At 39.5% G+C, this 20,105-nt stretch carries 21 protein-coding genes; 10 read left to right on the forward strand and 11 right to left on the reverse strand.

Going from position 1 to position 20,105, the window contains the following annotated elements:
* Positions 1 to 562: 562 nt before the first annotated feature.
* The 3 genes from ACB088_RS16200 to ACB088_RS16210 all read right to left on the reverse strand — a co-directional run bounded on the left by ACB088_RS16200 (position 563) and on the right by ACB088_RS16210 (position 2,934).
* Positions 563 to 1,684 (reverse strand): 5-(carboxyamino)imidazole ribonucleotide synthase, encoded by a 1,122-nt coding sequence (locus ACB088_RS16200; RefSeq protein WP_375037450.1) that lies wholly within the window; start codon positions 1,682 to 1,684, stop codon positions 563 to 565.
* A gap of 9 nt (positions 1,685 to 1,693) precedes the next feature.
* Positions 1,694 to 2,209, reverse strand: coding sequence for a 5-(carboxyamino)imidazole ribonucleotide mutase (gene purE, locus ACB088_RS16205; RefSeq protein WP_002115451.1), 516 nt, complete (start codon positions 2,207 to 2,209; stop codon positions 1,694 to 1,696).
* Between the two features lie 362 nt (positions 2,210 to 2,571).
* Positions 2,572 to 2,934, reverse strand: a complete 363-nt coding sequence (locus tag ACB088_RS16210) for a DMT family protein (protein WP_080547845.1) — start codon at positions 2,932 to 2,934, stop codon at positions 2,572 to 2,574.
* A gap of 238 nt (positions 2,935 to 3,172) precedes the next feature.
* On the opposite strand from ACB088_RS16210, the gene mpl reads away from it, so the two are divergent.
* Complete coding sequence (gene mpl, locus ACB088_RS16215) at positions 3,173 to 4,546, forward strand: UDP-N-acetylmuramate:L-alanyl-gamma-D-glutamyl-meso-diaminopimelate ligase (protein ID WP_375037451.1); 1,374 nt, start codon at positions 3,173 to 3,175, stop codon at positions 4,544 to 4,546.
* Positions 4,547 to 4,614: 68 nt separating this feature from the next.
* Here the strand turns inward: mpl and ACB088_RS16220 are convergent, their stop codons facing one another.
* Positions 4,615 to 5,865 (reverse strand): low temperature requirement protein A, encoded by a 1,251-nt coding sequence (locus ACB088_RS16220; RefSeq protein WP_375037452.1) that lies wholly within the window; start codon positions 5,863 to 5,865, stop codon positions 4,615 to 4,617.
* A gap of 135 nt (positions 5,866 to 6,000) precedes the next feature.
* On the opposite strand from ACB088_RS16220, the gene ACB088_RS16225 reads away from it, so the two are divergent.
* The 8 genes from ACB088_RS16225 to ACB088_RS16260 all read left to right on the forward strand — a co-directional run bounded on the left by ACB088_RS16225 (position 6,001) and on the right by ACB088_RS16260 (position 13,501).
* Positions 6,001 to 6,597: a phosphatase PAP2 family protein gene (locus ACB088_RS16225; protein ID WP_375037453.1), complete on the forward strand. Its 597-nt coding sequence runs from the start codon at positions 6,001 to 6,003 to the stop codon at positions 6,595 to 6,597.
* Positions 6,598 to 6,915: 318 nt separating this feature from the next.
* Positions 6,916 to 7,872: a TerC family protein gene (locus ACB088_RS16230; protein WP_151745243.1), complete on the forward strand. Its 957-nt coding sequence runs from the start codon at positions 6,916 to 6,918 to the stop codon at positions 7,870 to 7,872.
* Positions 7,873 to 8,059: 187 nt separating this feature from the next.
* A complete protein-coding gene (locus ACB088_RS16235; RefSeq protein ID WP_375037454.1) occupies positions 8,060 to 8,419 on the forward strand; it encodes a hypothetical protein in 360 nt (119 codons plus the stop codon).
* Positions 8,420 to 8,441: 22 nt separating this feature from the next.
* A complete protein-coding gene (locus ACB088_RS16240; protein ID WP_375037455.1) occupies positions 8,442 to 9,602 on the forward strand; it encodes a glutathionylspermidine synthase family protein in 1,161 nt (386 codons plus the stop codon).
* Positions 9,603 to 9,896: 294 nt separating this feature from the next.
* On the forward strand, positions 9,897 to 10,952 hold the full coding sequence (locus ACB088_RS16245) for a Rieske 2Fe-2S domain-containing protein (RefSeq protein ID WP_375037456.1): 1,056 nt from the start codon (positions 9,897 to 9,899) through the stop codon (positions 10,950 to 10,952).
* A gap of 56 nt (positions 10,953 to 11,008) precedes the next feature.
* Positions 11,009 to 12,331 (forward strand): guanine deaminase, encoded by a 1,323-nt coding sequence (guaD, locus tag ACB088_RS16250; protein WP_199991542.1) that lies wholly within the window; start codon positions 11,009 to 11,011, stop codon positions 12,329 to 12,331.
* Between the two features lie 217 nt (positions 12,332 to 12,548).
* Positions 12,549 to 13,076, forward strand: coding sequence for a hypoxanthine phosphoribosyltransferase (gene hpt / locus ACB088_RS16255; RefSeq protein WP_003656020.1), 528 nt, complete (start codon positions 12,549 to 12,551; stop codon positions 13,074 to 13,076).
* A 173-nt stretch (positions 13,077 to 13,249) separates the two neighbouring features.
* On the forward strand, positions 13,250 to 13,501 hold the full coding sequence (locus tag ACB088_RS16260; RefSeq protein WP_016139726.1) for a GlsB/YeaQ/YmgE family stress response membrane protein: 252 nt from the start codon (positions 13,250 to 13,252) through the stop codon (positions 13,499 to 13,501).
* Positions 13,502 to 13,551: 50 nt separating this feature from the next.
* Here ACB088_RS16260 and ACB088_RS16265 read toward each other — a convergent pair whose 3' ends face one another.
* Positions 13,552 to 14,250, reverse strand: coding sequence for a DsbC family protein (locus tag ACB088_RS16265; RefSeq protein WP_375037457.1), 699 nt, complete (start codon positions 14,248 to 14,250; stop codon positions 13,552 to 13,554).
* Between the two features lie 95 nt (positions 14,251 to 14,345).
* Positions 14,346 to 15,338, reverse strand: a complete 993-nt coding sequence (gene dmeF / locus ACB088_RS16270) for a CDF family Co(II)/Ni(II) efflux transporter DmeF (protein WP_375037458.1) — start codon at positions 15,336 to 15,338, stop codon at positions 14,346 to 14,348.
* A gap of 57 nt (positions 15,339 to 15,395) precedes the next feature.
* On the opposite strand from dmeF, the gene ACB088_RS16275 reads away from it, so the two are divergent.
* Positions 15,396 to 15,659, forward strand: coding sequence for a metal/formaldehyde-sensitive transcriptional repressor (locus tag ACB088_RS16275; RefSeq protein WP_003656024.1), 264 nt, complete (start codon positions 15,396 to 15,398; stop codon positions 15,657 to 15,659).
* A gap of 49 nt (positions 15,660 to 15,708) precedes the next feature.
* Here ACB088_RS16275 and mnmE read toward each other — a convergent pair whose 3' ends face one another.
* The 5 genes from mnmE to rpmH all read right to left on the reverse strand — a co-directional run bounded on the left by mnmE (position 15,709) and on the right by rpmH (position 19,809).
* Positions 15,709 to 17,064, reverse strand: a complete 1,356-nt coding sequence (mnmE, locus tag ACB088_RS16280) for a tRNA uridine-5-carboxymethylaminomethyl(34) synthesis GTPase MnmE (protein WP_375037459.1) — start codon at positions 17,062 to 17,064, stop codon at positions 15,709 to 15,711.
* Between the two features lie 90 nt (positions 17,065 to 17,154).
* Complete coding sequence (gene yidC, locus ACB088_RS16285) at positions 17,155 to 18,915, reverse strand: membrane protein insertase YidC (RefSeq protein ID WP_005037757.1); 1,761 nt, start codon at positions 18,913 to 18,915, stop codon at positions 17,155 to 17,157.
* Positions 18,916 to 18,920: 5 nt separating this feature from the next.
* The gene (gene yidD, locus ACB088_RS16290; RefSeq protein WP_003656027.1) at positions 18,921 to 19,241 is read right to left on the reverse strand and encodes a membrane protein insertion efficiency factor YidD; all 321 of its coding nucleotides are present in this window, start codon (positions 19,239 to 19,241) and stop codon (positions 18,921 to 18,923) included.
* Between the two features lie 10 nt (positions 19,242 to 19,251).
* Positions 19,252 to 19,644 (reverse strand): ribonuclease P protein component, encoded by a 393-nt coding sequence (gene rnpA, locus ACB088_RS16295; protein ID WP_004640245.1) that lies wholly within the window; start codon positions 19,642 to 19,644, stop codon positions 19,252 to 19,254.
* Between the two features lie 30 nt (positions 19,645 to 19,674).
* A complete protein-coding gene (gene rpmH / locus ACB088_RS16300) occupies positions 19,675 to 19,809 on the reverse strand; it encodes a 50S ribosomal protein L34 (RefSeq protein WP_000831329.1) in 135 nt (44 codons plus the stop codon).
* Between the last annotated feature and the right edge of the window lie 296 nt (positions 19,810 to 20,105).

The following is a 20,105-nucleotide window of genomic DNA, read 5'->3' on the forward strand; positions in this document are numbered from 1 at the left end:
GAATTTAAAACTTCAACCAGTGTACATCTCCAGTTTTGAATTCAAAATAATAGCGCATAGTTTAAATTCAAAAACCTTATTTTAAATTTAAACTATAAAACATGTGTTTCTGTGGATAAACTTATCCACAGTCGAGAAAAACAGTACTATTTATTGATTCCATTCTATATTTCATCATTCTTTATGACACGGCAAATCCAATCAACCGAACAATCTGTATTTTTAAATTCAAAAACCACCCCCATGTTTTAAATTCAAACTTGCCACGTTATTTTGAATTTAAAAATGCTTCAACAAACATCATTAGTTTTGAATTCAAAAGATATAGCCTCCACCATCTGTTATAAATCAAACTCTCTTGTGGATAACTAACTTTAAATTCGAAACAGTGTAGAAAACTTGTTTTCCCTTTTTTAAATTTAAAAAAACCACCAATATTTAAATTCAAAAATCCCTATAAAAAGTTATCCACAAACTCCAAATACTCATGATTTATTATTTTTTAAATTTAAAAGATAAAAAAAGCGATCCGAAGATCGCTTTTTTGCAAAATCAAAAGTATTTAGAGGGTCATATCTGCTGTTAGGGCGAGTGGTTCTGGCAAAATTTTCGCCAATTGACGGCATAAGGTCGTCAATTCATTGCTATCCACAGGCATTAAAGTGATATGGCCTAACTTACGGCCAGCACGTTCTGACTTGTTATAAAGATGTAGATGAGCACCATTTAAGGCAAGTACATCTTCAGTTTTAGGATACTGACCAATAATATTGATCATGACCGTTGGACGAACAACGTCTGTTGAACCTAATGGAAGACCTGCAACAGCTCGAATATGGTTTTCAAACTGAGAACAGACAGCGCCTTCAATTGACCAGTGACCTGAGTTATGCACACGTGGTGCCATCTCATTTGCACACAAACCTTGTTCTGTCACAAATAGCTCTAAAGTCAGCACACCAACATAATTGAGGTGATTCAGCAAACGCGTAATGTAGTCTTGAGCAACAGGCTGTAAAGCTTCACTATTCGGTGCTGGAACAATTGAATGCGATAAAATGCCATTATGGTGGTGATTTTCAGCCAATGGCCAAGTTTTTACTTCACCATTTTGGCCGCGCACCGCAATAATTGAAACTTCGCGAGAGAATTTAACAAAGCTTTCGGCGACTAGACTTTTTGCAGGACCAAGTTCAACCCAAGCGGTGTCAATCTGGTCTTCTGAACGAAGTACAAACTGACCTTTACCGTCATATCCGCCAGTTGCTGTCTTAAGCACAATCGGTAAACCAAGCTCAGCAACAGCTTTTTTCAAGCTTTCCAAACTATCTACAGCACGATACGGCGCAACAGGAATAGAAAGTTCATCAAACAATGCTTTTTCTGACAAGCGATTTTGCGCAGTTGCTAAAGCAACACGGGGAGGGTGCAATGCTTTGGTTTGTGTTAAAACATCAACATCTTCAACTGGTGTATTTTCAAACTCAAGACTGAAAACATCAGCACTTTCAATAAACTGCTTTAAACCTTGCTCATCTTGGCTAGAAAAGACTTGGCCTAAAACACCTGCTGGACAATCTGTATTTGCTTCAAAAAAAGTACACTGAATATTTAATGGTAACGCCGCTTGAGCCATCATTCGACCCAGTTGCCCACCACCAAAAATACCGATAGTTTTATCCATCTCAGCCTCTTACACCTGACCCGGAATATTTTTGCTTGCAACTTTATCAGTTTGCGCAGCGCGGAAATCAGCAACATTTTTTGCGATTTCAGGACGAGTTAAACCTAAGATTTGTGCCGCCATAATTGCAGCATTCGTCGCACCAGCTGGACCAATCGCTAAAGTACCTACTGCGATACCAGCTGGCATTTGTACGATTGAAAGCAAAGAATCTACGCCATTTAAAATTGATGATTTCACTGGCACACCCAAAACAGGTAAATCAGTTTTTGCGGCACACATTCCAGGTAAATGCGCTGCACCACCGGCACCAGCAATAATCACTTGAATACCACGATCACGCGCAGTTTCTGCATATTCAAATAAACGATCTGGAGTACGATGAGCAGATACCACTTCCGCTTCAAATGGGACACCAAGCTGTTTAAGCATATTGGCTGTGTTTTCGAGAGTTGCCCAATCAGATTGAGAACCCATAATAATTCCAACGAGAGGTTGAGCGTCTTGTGCTGCGGCCGCATTCATTGCTAATGTTCCAGAGACAAAAGTAAAAGAAGATAAATCTCGACGAGAGCCAAGTTTTAAATGGTTCGGAAGCCCATTATTATAGACTGATTTTTCATCTCACGAAAATTTAACTGACCAGCTCTGCGAATATTTTTAATATCATCAAAAAATGTCATGGTTTAACAGTGACACATTCTCAAATTTTATTAATATAGCGCGCTTAATGAAATCAATGCTTTTGACTATGAAGACCCAACGCCAAGAGATCAATAATTTTCTAAAATTCTAAAAAAAGCGTGTAAACACCCAGCAAGATAATCAGGTATTTGGAAAAGTAATAGCTTGTATAGAATCAATTATTCAATACAAGCTATTGCAAACTATTGGCTTCTAAATACGAAATAAACACAACCAAATAGACATAACATCGCCCACAAGTAATCTAGTTTAAATGGTTGTTTAAATAAGAAAATCATAAAGGGTACAAACACAATCAACGTAACCACTTCCTGCGTGATCTTCATTTCACCGAGTAACCAACCTTGTGCACTTAGCATACGAGTAGCAGGAATCATAAAACTATATTCAAGCAGGGCAATAATCCAACCGAATAAAATCGCTTGCCAGAGTGGAGCATGGTGCAAAAATTTGAGGTGCCCATACCATGCAAGCGTCATAAAGCAGTTAGAAATAATTAATAGCGTAAAAGCTAAAACCGTTGGGCTCAAAGGCACATCCCTCATCATCACGATGATTTAAGTATTATTAAAGATATAAAACATTATAAAAGATAAAACTGTAATTCAGCTTAAATACAAAAAATAAAGCTGTACTTTTATAAGGGCCTCAAACACATAGAACAACAACGATTTTTGACTATCTTTTCCCGTTTAGCCTTGCTATCGTTGCTGCCAAATTTATCAATAATGAACGCGCAGACACTTGACGTGCTGTGTATAGAAGCAGTGGAGAAGGCGAGCAATGCATCTGCATATCTTGGGTATTTGTGGCACTTTTATGGGCTCTTTAGCACTTTTAGCTCGTGATTTAGGGCATAAGGTAACCGGTTCCGATTTAAACGTTTACCCGCCAATGTCTACCCAGTTAGAAAACGCAGGTATTACCCTCATGCAAGGCTATGATCGTAGTCATTTGCAGCCTCATCCAGATTTAGTCATTGTCGGAAATGCCATGAAACGTGGTATTGATGCTGTGGAATATATGCTTAACGAAGGTCTGCCATATATTTCTGGTCCACAGTTCCTTGCTGACCACATTTTACAAGGTAAACATGTACTTGGTGTAGCTGGTACTCACGGTAAAACCACGACTACAACCATGCTGGCTTGGGTACTTGATCAGGCGGGTTTAAACCCAGGCTTTTTAATTGGCGGCGTTCCACTGGGCTTTAGTGAAAGCGCTCGTTTAGGTGGTGGCAAATACTTCTGCGTTGAAGCCGATGAATATGACTCAGCTTTCTTTGATAAGCGTTCTAAGTTTGTTCACTATCACCCGAAAACGGCGATTTTAAACAACCTTGAATTTGACCACGCCGATATTTTTGATGACTTAGCGGCTATTCAAAAGCAGTTCCATCATCTTGTTCGTACCATTCCAAGTGAAGGCCGTATTATTGCACCAATTGCTGAAACTCATATTGATGAAGTACTTGAAATGGGCTGCTGGACACCAGTAATTCGTACAAGTTTAGAAGCGAATGAAAAGGCTGCTTTATCTGCTGAATTAATTTCAATTGATGGCAGCCATTTTAAAGTATTAGAAAATGGCAATGCCGTTGGTGAAGTTAAATGGACCATGACAGGGCAACATAGCGTAGCGAATGCTTTAGCAACCATTGCAGCCGCTCAGCATGTAGGTGTGGCGCTTGAACAAGCTTGTGAAGCTTTGTCTAACTTTGGTGGCGTTAAACGTCGTATGGAGTTACTCGGCACAGTCAATGGCATTGAGGTTTATGATGACTTTGCTCACCATCCAACTGCAATTGACACGACTTTAGATGGCGCACGTAAACGCTTAGGCGAACGCCGTTTATGGGCCATTATCGAACCACGTTCAAACACCATGCGTATGGGAAGCCATAAAGATGGCTTGGCACACTCAGCACGCTTAGCAGATGACGTTATCTGGTATCAGCCAGAAGGTTTAGATTGGGATTTAAACCCCGTGATTGAAGCTGCGTCTAACCATGCTCAAGTTAGCCGTTCACTTGATGAAATTATTGAACGTATTGTCAATGAAGCAGGTGAGGGTGATGCAGTTGTGATTATGTCTAATGGTGGCTTTGGCGGATTACATCAAAAATTAATGAATGCATTAAAAGCAAAAGCTGCTTAACTTTTGCTTTTAATTATTCAATAAAAAAACGGGTTTCAATTTGAAACCCGTTTTTTTATTCAGCCATTTTAAACTTTCTCTGGTTCTATATTGGCTATAAATTTATTAGAAACCATTAAACGTAAACTATAGACAATACCCATCGCAAAAACGCTATATCCCACGTTATTACAAATAAACGGAATACATAAAATGATGAGGGCCGTAATAGGGTAAAACCATTTGCTGATTCCCTCTAAACATTCAAATTCATATAGCACCCAAATACAGGTGGTATAGAGCACTACACTCACCGCAACGACTATTCCCATATATAAATCGGAAATATGGGCATGATGAGTAGTGACATCCACTGCCGCTGCAAGCGCAGCACCCACTGTAGCAATACTCACAAAAACAAAGTAATGACCATATCCCCATACAAACGGGCGCACACCTTTCAAATGGTGATGCTGTTCACTACGGTCAAAATAAGCCCACCACATCGCGAACATAAGCATCAATCCACCGATCATTAAAAAAACGGCAGGAATATTAATAGATTGAGCCGTCAGCGCATCGCGGATTGCATTAAAGCTACCAATAATTGATTCACCCAACACAATAATCGTAAGCAGGGCATAACGCTCTACAATATGATGTGGATGCCACGGCGTAGGTGAATATTTTTCTGCATAGTAGGGAACAAATAGCTCCATAGCAGCTAAAAATAAAAATAAAGGGGCCGAAAGTACATGGGTAAAATTGGCAGCCAACCAACCAATCTGTACCAGTACAATCCCTATTGCATAGCGATAAGCCGTAATACGTCGAGCAGGATCATATTTTGCTGCACGCAACCACTGGGTAACTAATGCCATTCGCATGATCACATAACCGATGATCATTACATCAAAATCCTGACTATGAAATACATCAGGAATGCCTGCTGCCATCACCAATGAACCTGCAATTTGCACAAAGGTGAGGCATCGATACAACGCATCGTCGTTATCGTAAGCCGAAGCAAACCATGAAAAATTCATCCATGCCCACCACAGGGCAAAAAATACCATCAAGTAGCTTGGTAACGCATGCCATAGATGATTTTCAATAATGGCGTGGTGTAACTGCTGACCTGCTGTTGCAATCGCGACCACAAAAATTAAATCGAACAATAATTCGAGGGGAGTCGCTGCTCTATGCGGCTGTTCTGGATCTCTTGGAGATAAAGGCCTCAAACTTAATTTTTTCTGTTTTTCTTGAGTAGTCATAAAATAACGTTCTCGAATAAAATGCCAACACGTTAGCACTTTAATATCAACGTCCAGATCGCGCATTAAAAATTATCGTTCTAAGCTGTTTAATCTTTACTCACAAACAAACTATATTTCATTTTTGTGACAATTCTTTATCAAGACATTAAGCTTAATTCTTTATCATAGCTCACGTTTTTGTTCTCGTTTGGAATATGAATGTCTTTAGAAACACTCAACCTTGGCTTATTCCATGTTATTAATGGGGCTCAGGATGCGAGTCAATTTATCATTCGTCTTGCTATCTTTTTTGCTAATGATCTCCTCTATATTCTTTTATTCATCCTTACATTTTTATGGTTCTATGGCGACCAATATTTAAAAAATAGGGTTGTTAAATCTGTCTTTTTGACCTGCGTGTCGCTTTTAGTAGGTTATGTTATTTCTCTGTTTTACCATCACGCAAGACCGTTTGTGATGGGTATTGGTACTACTTTTATCGAACATGCACCAACGGCATCTTTTCCAAGTAATCATATGCTGATTTTCAGCACCATAGCTTTGTCTTATTTATTTGCTCAGCGCAAACTGATTGGAATAATTCTTCTATCCTTGTCATTTGTCGTGGCATGGTCGCGTATTTATCTTGGTGTGCATTTCCCTTTAGATATGTTGGGCGCTTTTATTGTAGCGCTATTGGTAAATACAGCCGGATATTACTTCTGGAATGCCTACGGCACGCGCTTAACCGCATTCTTTATTCACCTTTACCAGATCATATGTAAACCGCTTTTAGATCGAGGTTTAATTAAATAACCTCTAGAGCCCTTTTAGTGTTAAAAACCACGAAATTAAGTTCAGTTGCGTAATTCTAAAAAATCTGCCATTCTATGCGCAGTTGGATATGTTTTATCCAAAACAGAATTTAGTTTGACAAGGGGAGTAGCCTCCTCCAAACATAACAGCAATGTTATGTGTCAGATATCGTCAATACACTTTTATTAAAAAGTCGGTATCTGAGCATCATGAAATTCATGATGTAGGCAAGACCTTGATCATGTTGGTACAGATGTTTAATTCATCTGGCAACGGGTCAAGGTTTTTTTATGCCCAATTGCCGGATGTGGAGGTTTTATGGAATCGATCGGCAATTTATGGCTGTATGTAGCATTCTTTGGCATTGTCATTGTCATGCTCCTGATAGACTTTTTAGGCTTTAAGCAAAAGCAAGGTCAGGATGTTTCAATTAAGCAAGCTGCTTACTGGAGCGTGGCGTGGGTGAGTGTCGCAGCGTTATTTGGTGGTGGTTTATGGCTGTATCTACAGCAAACTGCTGGTGTGACCTTAGCAAATCAAAAAACCATGGAATACTTTGCTGGTTACTTGCTTGAAAAGTCGCTCGCAATTGACAACGTTTTCGTCTGGTTAATGATTTTCGCAGCGTTTGCTATTCCTGCTGCATTACAACGTAAAATCCTGCTCTACGGCGTATTAGGCGCAATCGTACTACGTACTCTCTTTATCTTTATTGGTGCATGGTTCGTTCAAGAGTTTTCTTGGGTGCTTTATATCTTCGGTGCATTCTTGGTATACACAGGCTTTAAGTTCTTAAAAGGTCAAGAAGAAGAAACCAATATTGAAGATATCAAAGTTTTAAAATGGCTACGTAAGCACATGCGTATTACTCCGCAGCTTGAAGGTGACAAATTCTTTGTCCGTCAAAATGGTTTATTGTGGGCAACGCCGTTATTTCTAGTTTTGATTTTGGTTGAAGCTTCAGACGTGATTTTCGCGGTAGATTCTATTCCTGCTATTTTCGCGGTAACGAGCGATCCGTTTATTGTTTTAACGGCGAACTTAATGGCAATTTTAGGTTTACGCGCAATGTTCTTCTTGCTTGCTGGCGCTGCGACCAAATTGCATTACTTGCCATACGGCTTAGGCATCATTTTATTGTTCATTGGTGCAAAAATGTTGTTGCTTGATGTATTCCACATGCCAATCTGGATCTCGTTAAGCTTTATCGTATTGGTGTTAGCAATTACTGCTTATCTATCCTTACGACACAACAAAAAGCAGTTACAGTCTTAATTCATCAAAACAAGGCATCTACAAGCGAGATGCCTTGTGCTTTAAATTTTAAAAATAAGCTGTACTTTAAAAAAACAGATTAATATTATATGCCAACTTAAACTTTATCTTTCCTAATCAGAAACATAATAGACAATATCTATTCGACATTGTATGTCGAACATACTTATTAAAATGTGTGGGGCTCATGCGTTCTAAAAAAATTAATCTTGTCGTGGTGCCTTTATTGCTCACGGCATGTAGCCATAATGATGGTCCTTTAGTACAAGATGTATATAACAACCAATATGACTGTGCTCGCGACTGGAATACTGAAACTTGTGAAGAAGAAAATAGCTCAAGTGGACATAGTTCTGGTTCAGGCCATTATTTAGGACCTGCGTATTATCGAAATAATCGGGAAGTTTCTTTTCGCGGCAATACCTTACATCCTTATAGCAACTTGAGTGCTGGCCGCCCCATGATTTCAACCACGGCGAAAAGCTCGTCTTTTTCATCGCCAATTCGAGGTGGTTTTGGCCGTAGCGGTTTTTCTTTCGGCGGCTAAGTCATTCAGGCATTAACATAAGATGAAAAGAAAAATCTTTACTCCACGCCCAGACTGGCAAGTGGAGCATCAAAATATTGGTTTTGATTATTTTAATTTACCTTCTCTCGACGGCTCAATTTACTGGTCTGAAGGGATTGCTTACGAGTTTACCCTTAAGCAGATTGAACAACTTGAAGACGCAGCAAATGAACTGCATCAGATGTGTTTATCTGTAGTAGGAGAACTCATTCAACGGGGTGACTATCCTGCTTATTTTCAAATTCCTGAAGTAGCCTTAAGCCATATTGAAAGCTCATGGAAACAAAATGCACCAATGCTCTATGGTCGCTTTGATTTCGCCTACGATGGGCGGAATATCAAAATGCTGGAATACAACGCCGATACACCTACCGGCTTACTAGAAGCATCTGTAGCGCAGTGGCTGTGGATAGAACAAGTCTCAGGCATTGCGAACCGAGACCAGTTTAATAGCATTCATGAAGACCTGATTAAACGCTGGAAGACGATTTTACCACGCGGTAGTCATGTGCATTTTGCTGCCTGTCAGGAAGCGGGACGAGAAGATTGGGGCAATTTAGAGTATTTGATGGATACAGCTTACCAAGCTCATCTACAAGTTTCTGAACTCTCTATGGAAAATATTGGCTGGAACGGACAAAATTTTGTTGATCTTAATAATCGCCCCATTCAAAACCTGTTCAAGCTCTATCCATGGGAATGGATTTGGGAAGAAGCATTTTCTAAATATATCCACCCACAAACCCAGTGGATTGAACCTTGTTGGAAAATGCTACTTTCAAATAAAGCAATTCTGGTTGAGCTTTGGAAAAGTTATCCCAACCATCCTTTATTGGTCGAAACCCATACTTATGACCCACAGCGAACATTGGCTGGCAAATGGGTGAAAAAACCGATTTTGGCAAGGGAAGGGGCTAATATTCGGGTTTTACAAGATGGCCATGACCAAGGTGCAGCTTCTGGTAGTTTCTATTTTGATGACTATGACAAATACGGTTATGTCGTACAAAAATGGGTAGACACCCCATTATTTTCAGGACAACTCCCTACACTCGGATTATGGATGGTTGGACATCAATGTGCAGGTATGTCTATTCGTGAAGATTGCTACGACATTATCGGTAATGATGCTCATTTTGCAGCGCACTACTTTGTAGAGTAATCAACCCCATTAAATATATGTAAAAGAGCTCTTAAATAGAGCTTTTTTAATGTGTCTCATTTGCTCTCATAGAGTGCATTTTAGGTTCATCTTGAAAAAAAAAACTTAAGCTTCCAAAGCTAAATTAGAACAAATATTCAAAAATATAGTCGTTCAAGCTTATGTATTTTAAAAATTTTATTCACTTTTCTTATATTAAAAAATCATATTGGCAAGCTCTTTGCATCTATTAAAAAGAAAAAGCCTAGATTTTAAGGGCTCGTGAGAGCCCTAATTTTTTTAAGGAGTAATGCCATGAATGCTATCCCAACTTTAACGCCACTTGCTATGCCATGTAACAGCAGTTTTGATGCAAAAGATTGGGAAATTTTATCTGCTCACTGGTATCCAGTTGCTCGTATTCAAGACGTCTCTACTGCACCCCAGCGAGTGACACTATTAGACGTGAATATGGCACTGTATAAAACAGAAAGTGGCGAAATTCATCTGGTCCGAGACATTTGCCCACATCGTGGTGTGCCTTTAACCAAAGGTTGGGTGGATGGTGAGGAGATTGTGTGTCCTTATCATGGTCTACGCTATAACACCGAAGGGAAATGTACCCAAATACCAGCTCAACCCGAACTAACCAAAATCTCTGATCGTTTTTCTCTGACCAAATTTCCGATTGTTCAACGTTATGGCTTGGTTTGGACCAGTATTCATGGTCGTGATGTTGCTCACGCCAATATTCCTATATTGGATACTTGGGACCAGACAGAGCATCAAGCGATTTTGCCACCTTTTGTCGATATTGGCGGCTCTAGCGGACGTCAACTTGAAGGTTTTATCGATGTCGCTCATTTTGCGTGGGTGCATCACAATGCCTTTGCTAATCGAGAGAACCCAGTCGTCCCCAAATATCATACTGAACGCACCAGCTACGGCCTAAAAACAGTCTATATCAGTAATGTCAGTAACTATCCACATGAGCTAAAACATCTCGAACCAGAAGGCTTTTTATGGAAGCGCACCTTTGATGTCTATCCGCCTTTTTCAGCCGTGCTTACGGTCGATTTTCCAGAAGGCGGTGTTTTAAAAATCTTGAACGCCTGTTGTCCTATCTCAAATAATAAAACTCGTTTATTTGTTCCATTAACACGTAACTTTGATCAAACAGGCGATTTAGAAAACGTATATGCATTTAATGCTCAAATTTTTGCTGAAGACCAAGACATGGTCGAATCACAAAAACCAGAAGAACTACCGCTAGATTTAATGATGGAAGCTCATTTTGAAGCCGACCGTTCATCAACGACTTATCGTCGGATCTTGGCTGAATGGGGACTAAGTAAACGTTATACCGTTTAAATCTTGGTTAACTGGGGTACAATCAACCGAAAAAAGTGAAAATATAAAGGCTTTCCATGTCATTGATCGCAAATACCACCGTTGTGCGTGGTCGTTTTTTAGATATTCAGCAAACTGTCTCTGAGCCAACTGATATTCCAAATCAAGTACGTTATTTGGAAGATGGTGTATTGATTAGTGAACATGGAAAAATCAAATGGTTTGGTTCATGGGATGAAGCTCAACAGCATCTTCCTGCTGGGGTGGAGGTTCAACATTACCCAGAACAATTGATTGTACCCGGCTTTATTGATACCCATATCCACTTCCCGCAAACCGAAATGGTTGGAGCATACGGCGAACAACTTTTAAGCTGGCTCAATACCTATACATTTCCAACTGAAATCCAGTTTCAGGACAAAGCATATGCAAGTGAAATTGCCCAGTTCTTTGTTCAAGAACTCTTAAAACACGGTACAACCACCGCTCTCGTTTTCTGTACAGTTCACCCTGAGTCTGTTGATGCTTTATTTGAAGCCGCAGAACACGTTCAGATGCGTTTAATTGCCGGTAAGGTTCTCATGGACCGTCATGCACCCGAAGCGCTGTGTGACACGCCAAAAACGGCTTACAGCGACACAAAAGCACTCATTGAAAAATGGCATGGCAAGGGTCGTGCACTTTATGCCATTACGCCACGTTTTGCGCCAACTTCTACACCTGAGCAATTAGAAAGAGCAGGGCAGTTAAAGCAAGAATTTCCTGATGTTTATGTACATACGCATTTAAGTGAAAACAAAGATGAAATTGCTTGGGTGAAATCTTTATTCCCAGAACAAACAGGTTACTTAGATGTTTATCAACATTATGGCCTGACTGGTAAACGTTCTGTGTTTGCTCACTGTGTTCACCTCGAAGACGAAGAATGGCAATGTATGCATGACACGCAATCAGCTATCGCATTTTGTCCAACTTCAAACCTGTTCTTAGGTAGTGGTTTATTTCCATTGAAAAAAACGTGGGAAAAACAAGTCAAGGTAGGCTTGGGTACAGATATCGGCGCAGGTACATCATTTAGTTTGCTGCAAACAGTTAACGAGGCTTATAAGGTTCAACAGTTACAAGGCGATAAACTTTCAGCTTTTGAAGCGCTCTATCATGCAACTCTAGGTGGAGCAAAAGCGCTTGATCTGCAAGATCAACTAGGAAACTTCAACATCGGTAAAGAAGCAGATTTTGTTGTCTTGAATCTTAAGCCAACAGCATTACAGCAACTTCGCCAGTCGAAATCTAAGTCTGTTGAAGATTCACTGTTTGCATTATTCACGTTAGGTGATGACAGAAATATTGAGGCGACTTATATTTATGGAAAACGTGCTTATCAAAAAGAAACAGCCTAAACAAAATCGTGCTGTTAAGTTTTTGTTATTATTTGGAATATGCGCACTAGCATTAAAGCGTGATCGACATATTGCTCAAAATGACAAAATTTCTGGCTCATCAAAGGGTGCATGAAAAGTCATTTTGCTTTAAAATTTTACCATTAACTCAGATTTTAGAGGTGTTGCAGGTCAACACCTTTTTTATTTTTTCTTTTATATCTTGTAGGAATCTGACATGACTGTTGCAATGAGCATCATGATTTCAACCGAAGAAATTCAAGCAAAAGTCAAAGAGCTCGGCGAGCAAATTAACGCTCACTATGCAAATAGTGACAAAGAGTTGGTCCTGATTGGACTACTGCGTGGTTCTGTTATTTTCATGGCAGACTTATGCCGCACGATTACCAAACCGCATGAACTCGACTTTATGACAGTGTCTAGCTACGGCGGCGGTACAACTTCAAGTCGAGATGTTAAAATCTTAAAAGATCTTGATGGTGAAATACGCGGTAAAGATGTGTTGGTAGTTGAAGATATTATCGACTCTGGTAATACCTTAAGCAAAGTTATGGAAATGCTGCAAACTCGAAATCCAAATTCAATTCAATTGTGCACATTGGTGAGTAAACCATCTCGCCGTGAAATTGATCTTGAAGTTAAATTTTTAGGTTTTGAAGTTGAAGATAAGTTTATTGTTGGTTACGGCTTAGACTACGACCAAAAATATCGCCACTTACCATTTATTGGTGAAATTGGTTTATAAATTTCAAAAAATAGCACTGAAAGGTGCTATTTTTTTTATATAACGTTTTAGTTTTGAACAAAAAAGACACAAAAATTCGCAATCTGCTACAGACAAACTAGCTGGCTCTGAAGCACGATAGAATATGAAGCAAAATCATTAACTTCACCAAAAAAACAACTGGAGAACAAAATATGTGGTCACTTATTGTTGCTATTGTAGTTGGTTTCTTTGCTGGTTTAATCGCTCGTGCTTTACATCCTGGCGATGATAAAGCAGGTTTTATCGTAACAACCCTCATCGGCATTGCAGGTTCGCTTCTAGCTACCTATGGCGGACGATTACTGGGGCTTTACGGAGAAAATTCAGCGGCGGGCTTTATCGCATCTGTTATTGGCGCAGTGGTTATTCTCTTTATTTACAATTTAATTGCACGAAAAAGTTAATTAATTTTAGGCAATAAAAAAGCACCTAATGGTGCTTTTTTTAATTTATTTTATAAACCTAACTCTTTCCAAACGGCTTGAATTTCTTCTGCAGAACGAGCACCTACCAGTTTAAAACCATTTGCAAAAATTAGGGTAGGGGTGCCATTAAAACCTAATTTCTTTCCAAGCTCTAAATTACGGTCAATTGGATTAGCACAGCTCGCAACTGTTGGTCTAACGCCTTGCTGAATCAGTTTTTTCCATGAATAGGATTGATTCGGCGCACACCAAACCTGCCTAGAAACCACAATAGACTGGGGCTTTAAAGGATAAATAAACGTATAAATTGTCACATCTTTCAGCTTATCGAGTTCAGGTTCAAGCTGTTTACAATAAGGACAGTTTGGATCAGAAAATACTGCTAAAACATGCTGTCCATTACCTTTAACGGTTTTAATTGCATCTTTTAAAGGAAGCTGTTTCCAGTCAATTGAGTTCTGTCCTAGAACTAGATCTTTAGTCAAATTCTTCTGATCTTTTAACCGAATCATAGAACCAACAAACATATGCTGACCATCTTCGCCAACATAGATGATTTGTTGATCCAGATTAGCACTATATAAACCTTGCATTTCGGTTTTCTGAATATTGCTAATTTTTAAATTAGGATATTGTTTTTTAATATTTTCTCTGACCGAGTCCACATTAGCGAAACTCAAACTCGCCGTTAAGCTAAATAATGCCAATATTCCTAATTTTTTAAGCATAAAAACAACTCATAGGTAAGAGAGAAGTTTATTCTAATCAGTTCAGATGATTAAAACAGAACTGATTACCGAGTCATAACCAAAATCCCACTCAGTTATGCCAATGTTTCACGTGGAACATAAACAGGTTTTAAATCGTTAATTTCTACCGAAATATGCACAATTTCATCATGAATCGATAAAGCATGACGGATCTGGTCTGCTGTTAAGGAAATATCATCAGTTTCGAGCGCCAAAATACAAGAAAACTTGCCTTTTGCGACTTTCCAGACATGAATATCTGTAATTTCGATGTGTTTAGGAAATTCAGCAATCACTTCACGAATTTCTTCAACTACAGGATGGTTCATTTCTGCATCAAGAAGGGTTTTACCAGTCTCTTTGATTAACCCAAGAGACCATTTTGCAACCAAAATAGCACCTAAAATTCCTAGAAGTGCATCTAAAAAGTCCCAGCCGAAATACTTCCCAGCAAAAAGCGCAATAATTGCAAAAACGGAGGTCACAGCATCTGCAACCACATGTAAAAATGCAGCTTTTTGGTTTAAATCGTGGTGGTGATCCCCATGCTCGTGATGGTGATGGTGATGGTGATGGTGATGGTGATGGTGATGGTGATGGTGATGGTGATGGTGACCATCATCATGAAGTAACCACGCACAAATCAAGTTAACCAACAAACCTAAAATTGCAATTGGAATGGCTTCATTATAAAAAATCTCAACCGGATTAAATAAACGCTGAACCGACTGAAATGCCATAAAAATAGCTACAACCATAAGCAAAATTGCGCTGCTATAACCCGCTAAAATCTCGATTTTCCAGGTTCCAAAGCTAAAACGGTGATCTTTGGAATAATGACGGGCCGCACGATAGGCAAAGTAGGCTAAACCAAGTGCCAACATGTGCGAACTCATATGCCAACCATCAGCTAATAATGCCATTGAGTTAAAGAACCACCCACCAAATACTTCTAACACCATCATGGATGCCGTTAAAATGGTTGCAATCAAAATACGTTTTTGTGCAAGTGGATTTCCTTCATCAAACTGATGTTGATGATGACGTGATACACTATGATCCTGCATAAAATTTAAACCCAATATACTCCCTACCAGTATATTGAATTATACAAGAGAACACAGATGAGTCACATTGGTCAGGATAAAAAAATACTTAATCGTGTAAAACGCCTAAAAGGGCAAATTAACAGTATCGAGCATGCCGTTGAACAGTCGGATCTTTCATGCATAGAAATACTGCAACAAGTTGCCGCAATTAAAGGTGCGATAAACGGTTTGATGAGTGAATTGATGGAACAGCACTTACATCACCATGTGCTCAAAGAAGCACAAGTTGATCAGAATGAATTAGATGAGTTTTTAAAGGTTCTAAAAAGATATGGTTAACGAGGTTACTGAATGACACACTCCTGTGCATCATTCAGAATTTTTTTAATTATTTTCCAATACAAAATGAACCAAAGATTTTGCCTAACAGGTCATCGGCGCTAAAGTCACCTGTAATTTCACCTAAAGCATTCTGAGCAAGACGTAATGATTCAGCAACAAGTTCACCTGCATTAAATACAACAAGTTGCTCATGTGCCTCTGATAGATAGAGCTGTGTGCGCTTCATTGCGTCTAAATGACGCGTTCTCGCAATAAAGGTGTCTTCCTCAGGATGAAAGCCTGCATGCGCTGTAATCGCCTCTACGAGGCCTTGAACACCCATCTCTTGTTTTGCAGAAACGGTAATATGACGGAATCCTTGAAAATCACTTATTTCAGCTAACTGACCAGTTAAATCGCATTTATTACCAATTAACATTAAACGACGCGGCTCAATATGTTCAGCAAAATATTCTTGAGCGAGTTTTAATGGATCATCGCCTTGATTTAAGTCATAAACCAGCAATAACAAATCGGCTTGTTCAATTTCTTTAATTGCTCTGCGAATCCCTTCTTTTTCAACGATATCACCCGTTTCACGAAGGCCCGCAGTGTCTGTTAAGGTGATTGGTAGGCCATTTAAGCTAATTTTTTCATGCAAAACATCACGAGTTGTACCGGCAATATCGGTCACAATTGCACGCTCAACACCAGCAAGCGCATTCAACAAGCTCGATTTACCCGCATTTGGTTTACCGGCAATAACGACTTGTAAACCTTCACGTAATAATTGACCTTGACGTGCAGATGTTTGAACGGCATGTACCGACTGCTGAACATCTTCAAGTAAAGCTAAAATTTTACCATCTGCCAAGAAATCGATTTCTTCTTCAGGAAAATCAATTGCGGCTTCCACATGTAACCGTAAATGGATTAGTTTTTCTAAAACGGTATTAATTTTGGTCGAAAAAGCGCCTTGCAAAGAGCGAACAGCAGAACGTGCGGCAGCTTGCGATGTCGCATCAATCAAATCGGCAATGGCTTCTGCTTGAACTAAATCCATCTTGCCATTTTCAAAAGCTCGCATGGAAAATTCACCAGCTTTTGCAGCGATTGCACCAAGCTCAAATAGACGACCAAGCAAGGCATTTTGAATGACTGGACCGCCATGCCCTTGTAGCTCTACAACATCTTCACCTGTAAACGAATAAGGATTTGGAAAACATAGGACAATCCCTTCATCCATAATGCTTCCATCAGCATCATAAAACTTACGAAAACCAGCTATACGTGCTTCAGGCAAGTTTTTTTGTGTCAGGTTTTGAGCAATTTCATAAGCCTTAGGTCCCGATAGGCGAATCACGCCCACACCACCACGCCCGGGTGGCGTTGCAATTGCGGCAATCGTGGTTTGACTTTGCATATTATTCACCTAAAAACCTAAAATCCAGCCAAAGAAAAATCCGCCTAAGATTACCATCTTAAGCGGATTTATTCAGCAAAAGTTCAACGATTAAGATGCTGATTCAGTCTTACTTAAACGACTTTTCTCAACGCTCTTATTAATAAACGACTGCTGTAAAATAGTAATACTGTTGTTCACAATCCAGTACAACACGAGACCTGCAGGGAAGAACAGCATAAATACCGTGAACATAATCGGCATAATGCGGAACACTTTTGCCTGCATTGGGTCAGCGGGTTGTGGGTTCAACATTTGCTGTGCAAACATGGTAGCACCCATGATTAACGGCAAGATGAACCAAGGATCCATTGCTGACAAGTCTTGAATCCAGCCTAACCATGGTGCATGACGTAATTCCACACTTTCCATGAGTACCCAGTACAAGGCAAGGAAAATTGGCATTTGTAGCAACAATGGTAAACAACCTGAAAGCGGATTCACTTGTTCACGTTTGTATAAAGCCATCATTTCTTGCGAGAAGCGCATACGGTCTTCACCGAACTCTTCTTTCATGCGTTGCATTTCTGGTGCAATCACACGCATTTTCGCCATAGAACGATAACTTTTTGAAGATAAAGGCCACAAAATCATCTTCACCATAACGGTAAGTAAGATGATTGACCATCCCCAGTTGCCCACAATGCTATGGAAGAATTGAAGACCTAAGAACAATAACTTGGCAATCGGCCATAACCAGCCATAATCAACGGTCTGATTCAAACCAACCGCTAAATCTTTTAATTCAGCTTGAACTTTAGGACCTGAATAAAGTTTTGCGTCCACTTCCATTGAAGTTCCTGCTGGAACATTAATCACTGGTGAGGTAAAACCAATGATATTCATATGATCAGCAGATTGACGAGATTCAAGTTTAGCTACATAAGGCTGACCATTCGCTTGAGTCAGTTTAAGATTCCCAGGAATCCAAGCACTTACAAAATAATGCTGAACAATCGCAACCCATCCACCTTTCGCTTCAGTGCTTACTTTTTCTTCTGAGAAATTAGCAAACTTCAGCTTATTGTAATGTGACTCAGGCGTCCCCCAAGCTCCACCTAAGAAAGTTCCTAGAGTGAAAATACCTTGAGAAGATTTACCAGGATCGTCAGAGTTATCACGCTTTAATTGTCCAAACATCTGACCTTGCCAGCTTTGTTGGCTACGGTTAATAACTTGATGTCTTACAACAATTGGATATTGCCCTTGGGTAAAGGTAAAAGTTTTAATAATTTCAACGCCTTCCGGTGTTTTAAATACCATTGGAACGTTTAAAACTTTTTCAGATTGACCCTTTTGATCCTGCACACCCTTAGCATCAGCCAAAGTATATGATGTTTTTTCAACAGCATATAATGGACGACCACCACGACTACTATCTGGTCCATTCAAACCAATTAAGCCAGATTGAGCAACATAAGTACGCTTAGAATCATTTTCAAGCATAACAAATGGCTGATCGCTGTCTTTGCTTTTGTCGTGTGAGAGTAATTCAATACGAACAATATCACCACCTTTTGGATTGATCCAAATATGGTAAAGGTCAGTTTGTACTGAAATAAGCTGTTGATTCACAGGTGCAGTTGCATCTGTGGTTTGTGACTGCGCAATATTTGCTTGTGGCACATCGGAAGCCACTGTTGCATTTTTAGCATTTGGCAAATCAGCAGATACTTCATGTGAACTTACAGCCGCCGCTTGTTTTTGCGGTGCAGTTGCAGCATTTCCATAATCTTTTTGCCAAGCCAAAATGAGCAAATATGCGGTGACAAACATGGCCCCGAGAATTGCAAACCTGGCCCATTGTTGCATATCTATTACCCCAAATGGTTAGAGAGATTTTGCTTCAGTAAACGATCACGAAAGGGTACAGCAACATGATGCGTTTGAGAATCTATTTGATGAAACGAAATAAAACGAATTGCTTTTGGCGGTACCGGATCATATCCAGATCCTCCCCACGGATGACAACGACAAATCCGTTTAGAAGATAGCCAAACGCCTTTTATCGCACCATGAGTTTGCAATGCTTCTATCGCATATTGGGAACAAGTCGGGATATAACGACAACGGGGTCCAAGAAGCGGACTAATCGCAATTTGATACAGTCGAATCAACCAACGTAGAAAACGAACCATTGGCTATCTCTTAATTCTGCGAGGTTGTGCCAACTTTAGAATGTTTTTTTGCTAAGCGCTGTAATTTTTGCCAAGCAAAATCTAATTGTTGATATAGCTCAGCATTCGTAATCGTTTCTATACCAACTTTTGGCATTACCACAATATCTATGTCTGATCCAAAATTCGGCTGATGTAGACGAAAGCTCTCACGAGCAAGACGTTTTATTCGATTTCTTTCATGTGCACGGCGCACTTTTTTCTTAGCAACAACGATACCCAAACGGCTATTAGGCTGTTCGGTTAATTTTGCAAGAAATAAAAAATGGGGTTGATGCACTTTAAAAAGCGCACCATCGAATACACTTTTATAATCTGCAGCACAGCGTATTCGCACATCTGTGCTAAAATTGTAAAGTGTCATCACACCCAAGTCTGGTCAGCGTAACAGTAATTAAACAGTTAAGCTATGACGACCTTTTGCACGACGACGAGCTAATACTTGACGACCAGCTTTAGTTGCCATACGAGCGCGGAAGCCATGAACGCGTTTACGCTTTAATTCAGATGGCTGGAAAGTACGTTTCATATCGAAACTCCCAAAAATGATCTTTCTATAAAGGTCCGCGATTTTATTGCGCAATGTTTACGCTGTCAATGAAAAACCAAGAAAGTTTTGTATTTAACCCAAATTTTTTAATCTCTCTACTTCTTTTTTATGATTTTCATAATTCAGTGCAATATATAGTTTTTAAAGTTATGCACAAAGTAATTGTCTATTTTTATTAGAGCTTTTATTATATACACACCTTATATACATACTTATCAACAAAACAAGATATCATCTCGGCTTTGATTTGCTGCATTTGAATTTAAATTCATATT

Source organism: Acinetobacter sp. RW6, from assembly GCF_041956835.1.
GTDB classification, from domain to species: Bacteria; Pseudomonadota; Gammaproteobacteria; order Pseudomonadales; family Moraxellaceae; genus Acinetobacter; species Acinetobacter calcoaceticus.

What these genes read in the sequence shown, in the direction of transcription:
- ACB088_RS16200 (WP_375037450.1), bottom strand. Translation starts at nt 1,684, where the DNA reads ATGGATAAAACTATCGGTATTTTTGGTGGTGGGCAACTGGGTCGAATG.
- purE (WP_002115451.1), bottom strand. Translation starts at nt 2,209, where the DNA reads ATGAATGCGGCCGCAGCACAAGACGCTCAACCTCTCGTTGGAATTATT.
- ACB088_RS16210 (WP_080547845.1), bottom strand. Translation starts at nt 2,934, where the DNA reads ATGAGGGATGTGCCTTTGAGCCCAACGGTTTTAGCTTTTACGCTATTA.
- mpl (WP_375037451.1), top strand. Translation starts at nt 3,173, where the DNA reads ATGCATCTGCATATCTTGGGTATTTGTGGCACTTTTATGGGCTCTTTA.
- ACB088_RS16220 (WP_375037452.1), bottom strand. Translation starts at nt 5,865, where the DNA reads ATGCGCGATCTGGACGTTGATATTAAAGTGCTAACGTGTTGGCATTTT.
- ACB088_RS16225 (WP_375037453.1), top strand. Translation starts at nt 6,001, where the DNA reads ATGTCTTTAGAAACACTCAACCTTGGCTTATTCCATGTTATTAATGGG.
- ACB088_RS16230 (WP_151745243.1), top strand. Translation starts at nt 6,916, where the DNA reads ATGGAATCGATCGGCAATTTATGGCTGTATGTAGCATTCTTTGGCATT.
- ACB088_RS16235 (WP_375037454.1), top strand. Translation starts at nt 8,060, where the DNA reads ATGCGTTCTAAAAAAATTAATCTTGTCGTGGTGCCTTTATTGCTCACG.
- ACB088_RS16240 (WP_375037455.1), top strand. Translation starts at nt 8,442, where the DNA reads ATGAAAAGAAAAATCTTTACTCCACGCCCAGACTGGCAAGTGGAGCAT.
- ACB088_RS16245 (WP_375037456.1), top strand. Translation starts at nt 9,897, where the DNA reads ATGAATGCTATCCCAACTTTAACGCCACTTGCTATGCCATGTAACAGC.
- guaD (WP_199991542.1), top strand. Translation starts at nt 11,009, where the DNA reads ATGTCATTGATCGCAAATACCACCGTTGTGCGTGGTCGTTTTTTAGAT.
- hpt (WP_003656020.1), top strand. Translation starts at nt 12,549, where the DNA reads ATGACTGTTGCAATGAGCATCATGATTTCAACCGAAGAAATTCAAGCA.
- ACB088_RS16260 (WP_016139726.1), top strand. Translation starts at nt 13,250, where the DNA reads ATGTGGTCACTTATTGTTGCTATTGTAGTTGGTTTCTTTGCTGGTTTA.
- ACB088_RS16265 (WP_375037457.1), bottom strand. Translation starts at nt 14,250, where the DNA reads ATGCTTAAAAAATTAGGAATATTGGCATTATTTAGCTTAACGGCGAGT.
- dmeF (WP_375037458.1), bottom strand. Translation starts at nt 15,338, where the DNA reads ATGCAGGATCATAGTGTATCACGTCATCATCAACATCAGTTTGATGAA.
- ACB088_RS16275 (WP_003656024.1), top strand. Translation starts at nt 15,396, where the DNA reads ATGAGTCACATTGGTCAGGATAAAAAAATACTTAATCGTGTAAAACGC.
- mnmE (WP_375037459.1), bottom strand. Translation starts at nt 17,064, where the DNA reads ATGCAAAGTCAAACCACGATTGCCGCAATTGCAACGCCACCCGGGCGT.
- yidC (WP_005037757.1), bottom strand. Translation starts at nt 18,915, where the DNA reads ATGCAACAATGGGCCAGGTTTGCAATTCTCGGGGCCATGTTTGTCACC.
- yidD (WP_003656027.1), bottom strand. Translation starts at nt 19,241, where the DNA reads ATGGTTCGTTTTCTACGTTGGTTGATTCGACTGTATCAAATTGCGATT.
- rnpA (WP_004640245.1), bottom strand. Translation starts at nt 19,644, where the DNA reads ATGACACTTTACAATTTTAGCACAGATGTGCGAATACGCTGTGCTGCA.
- rpmH (WP_000831329.1), bottom strand. Translation starts at nt 19,809, where the DNA reads ATGAAACGTACTTTCCAGCCATCTGAATTAAAGCGTAAACGCGTTCAT.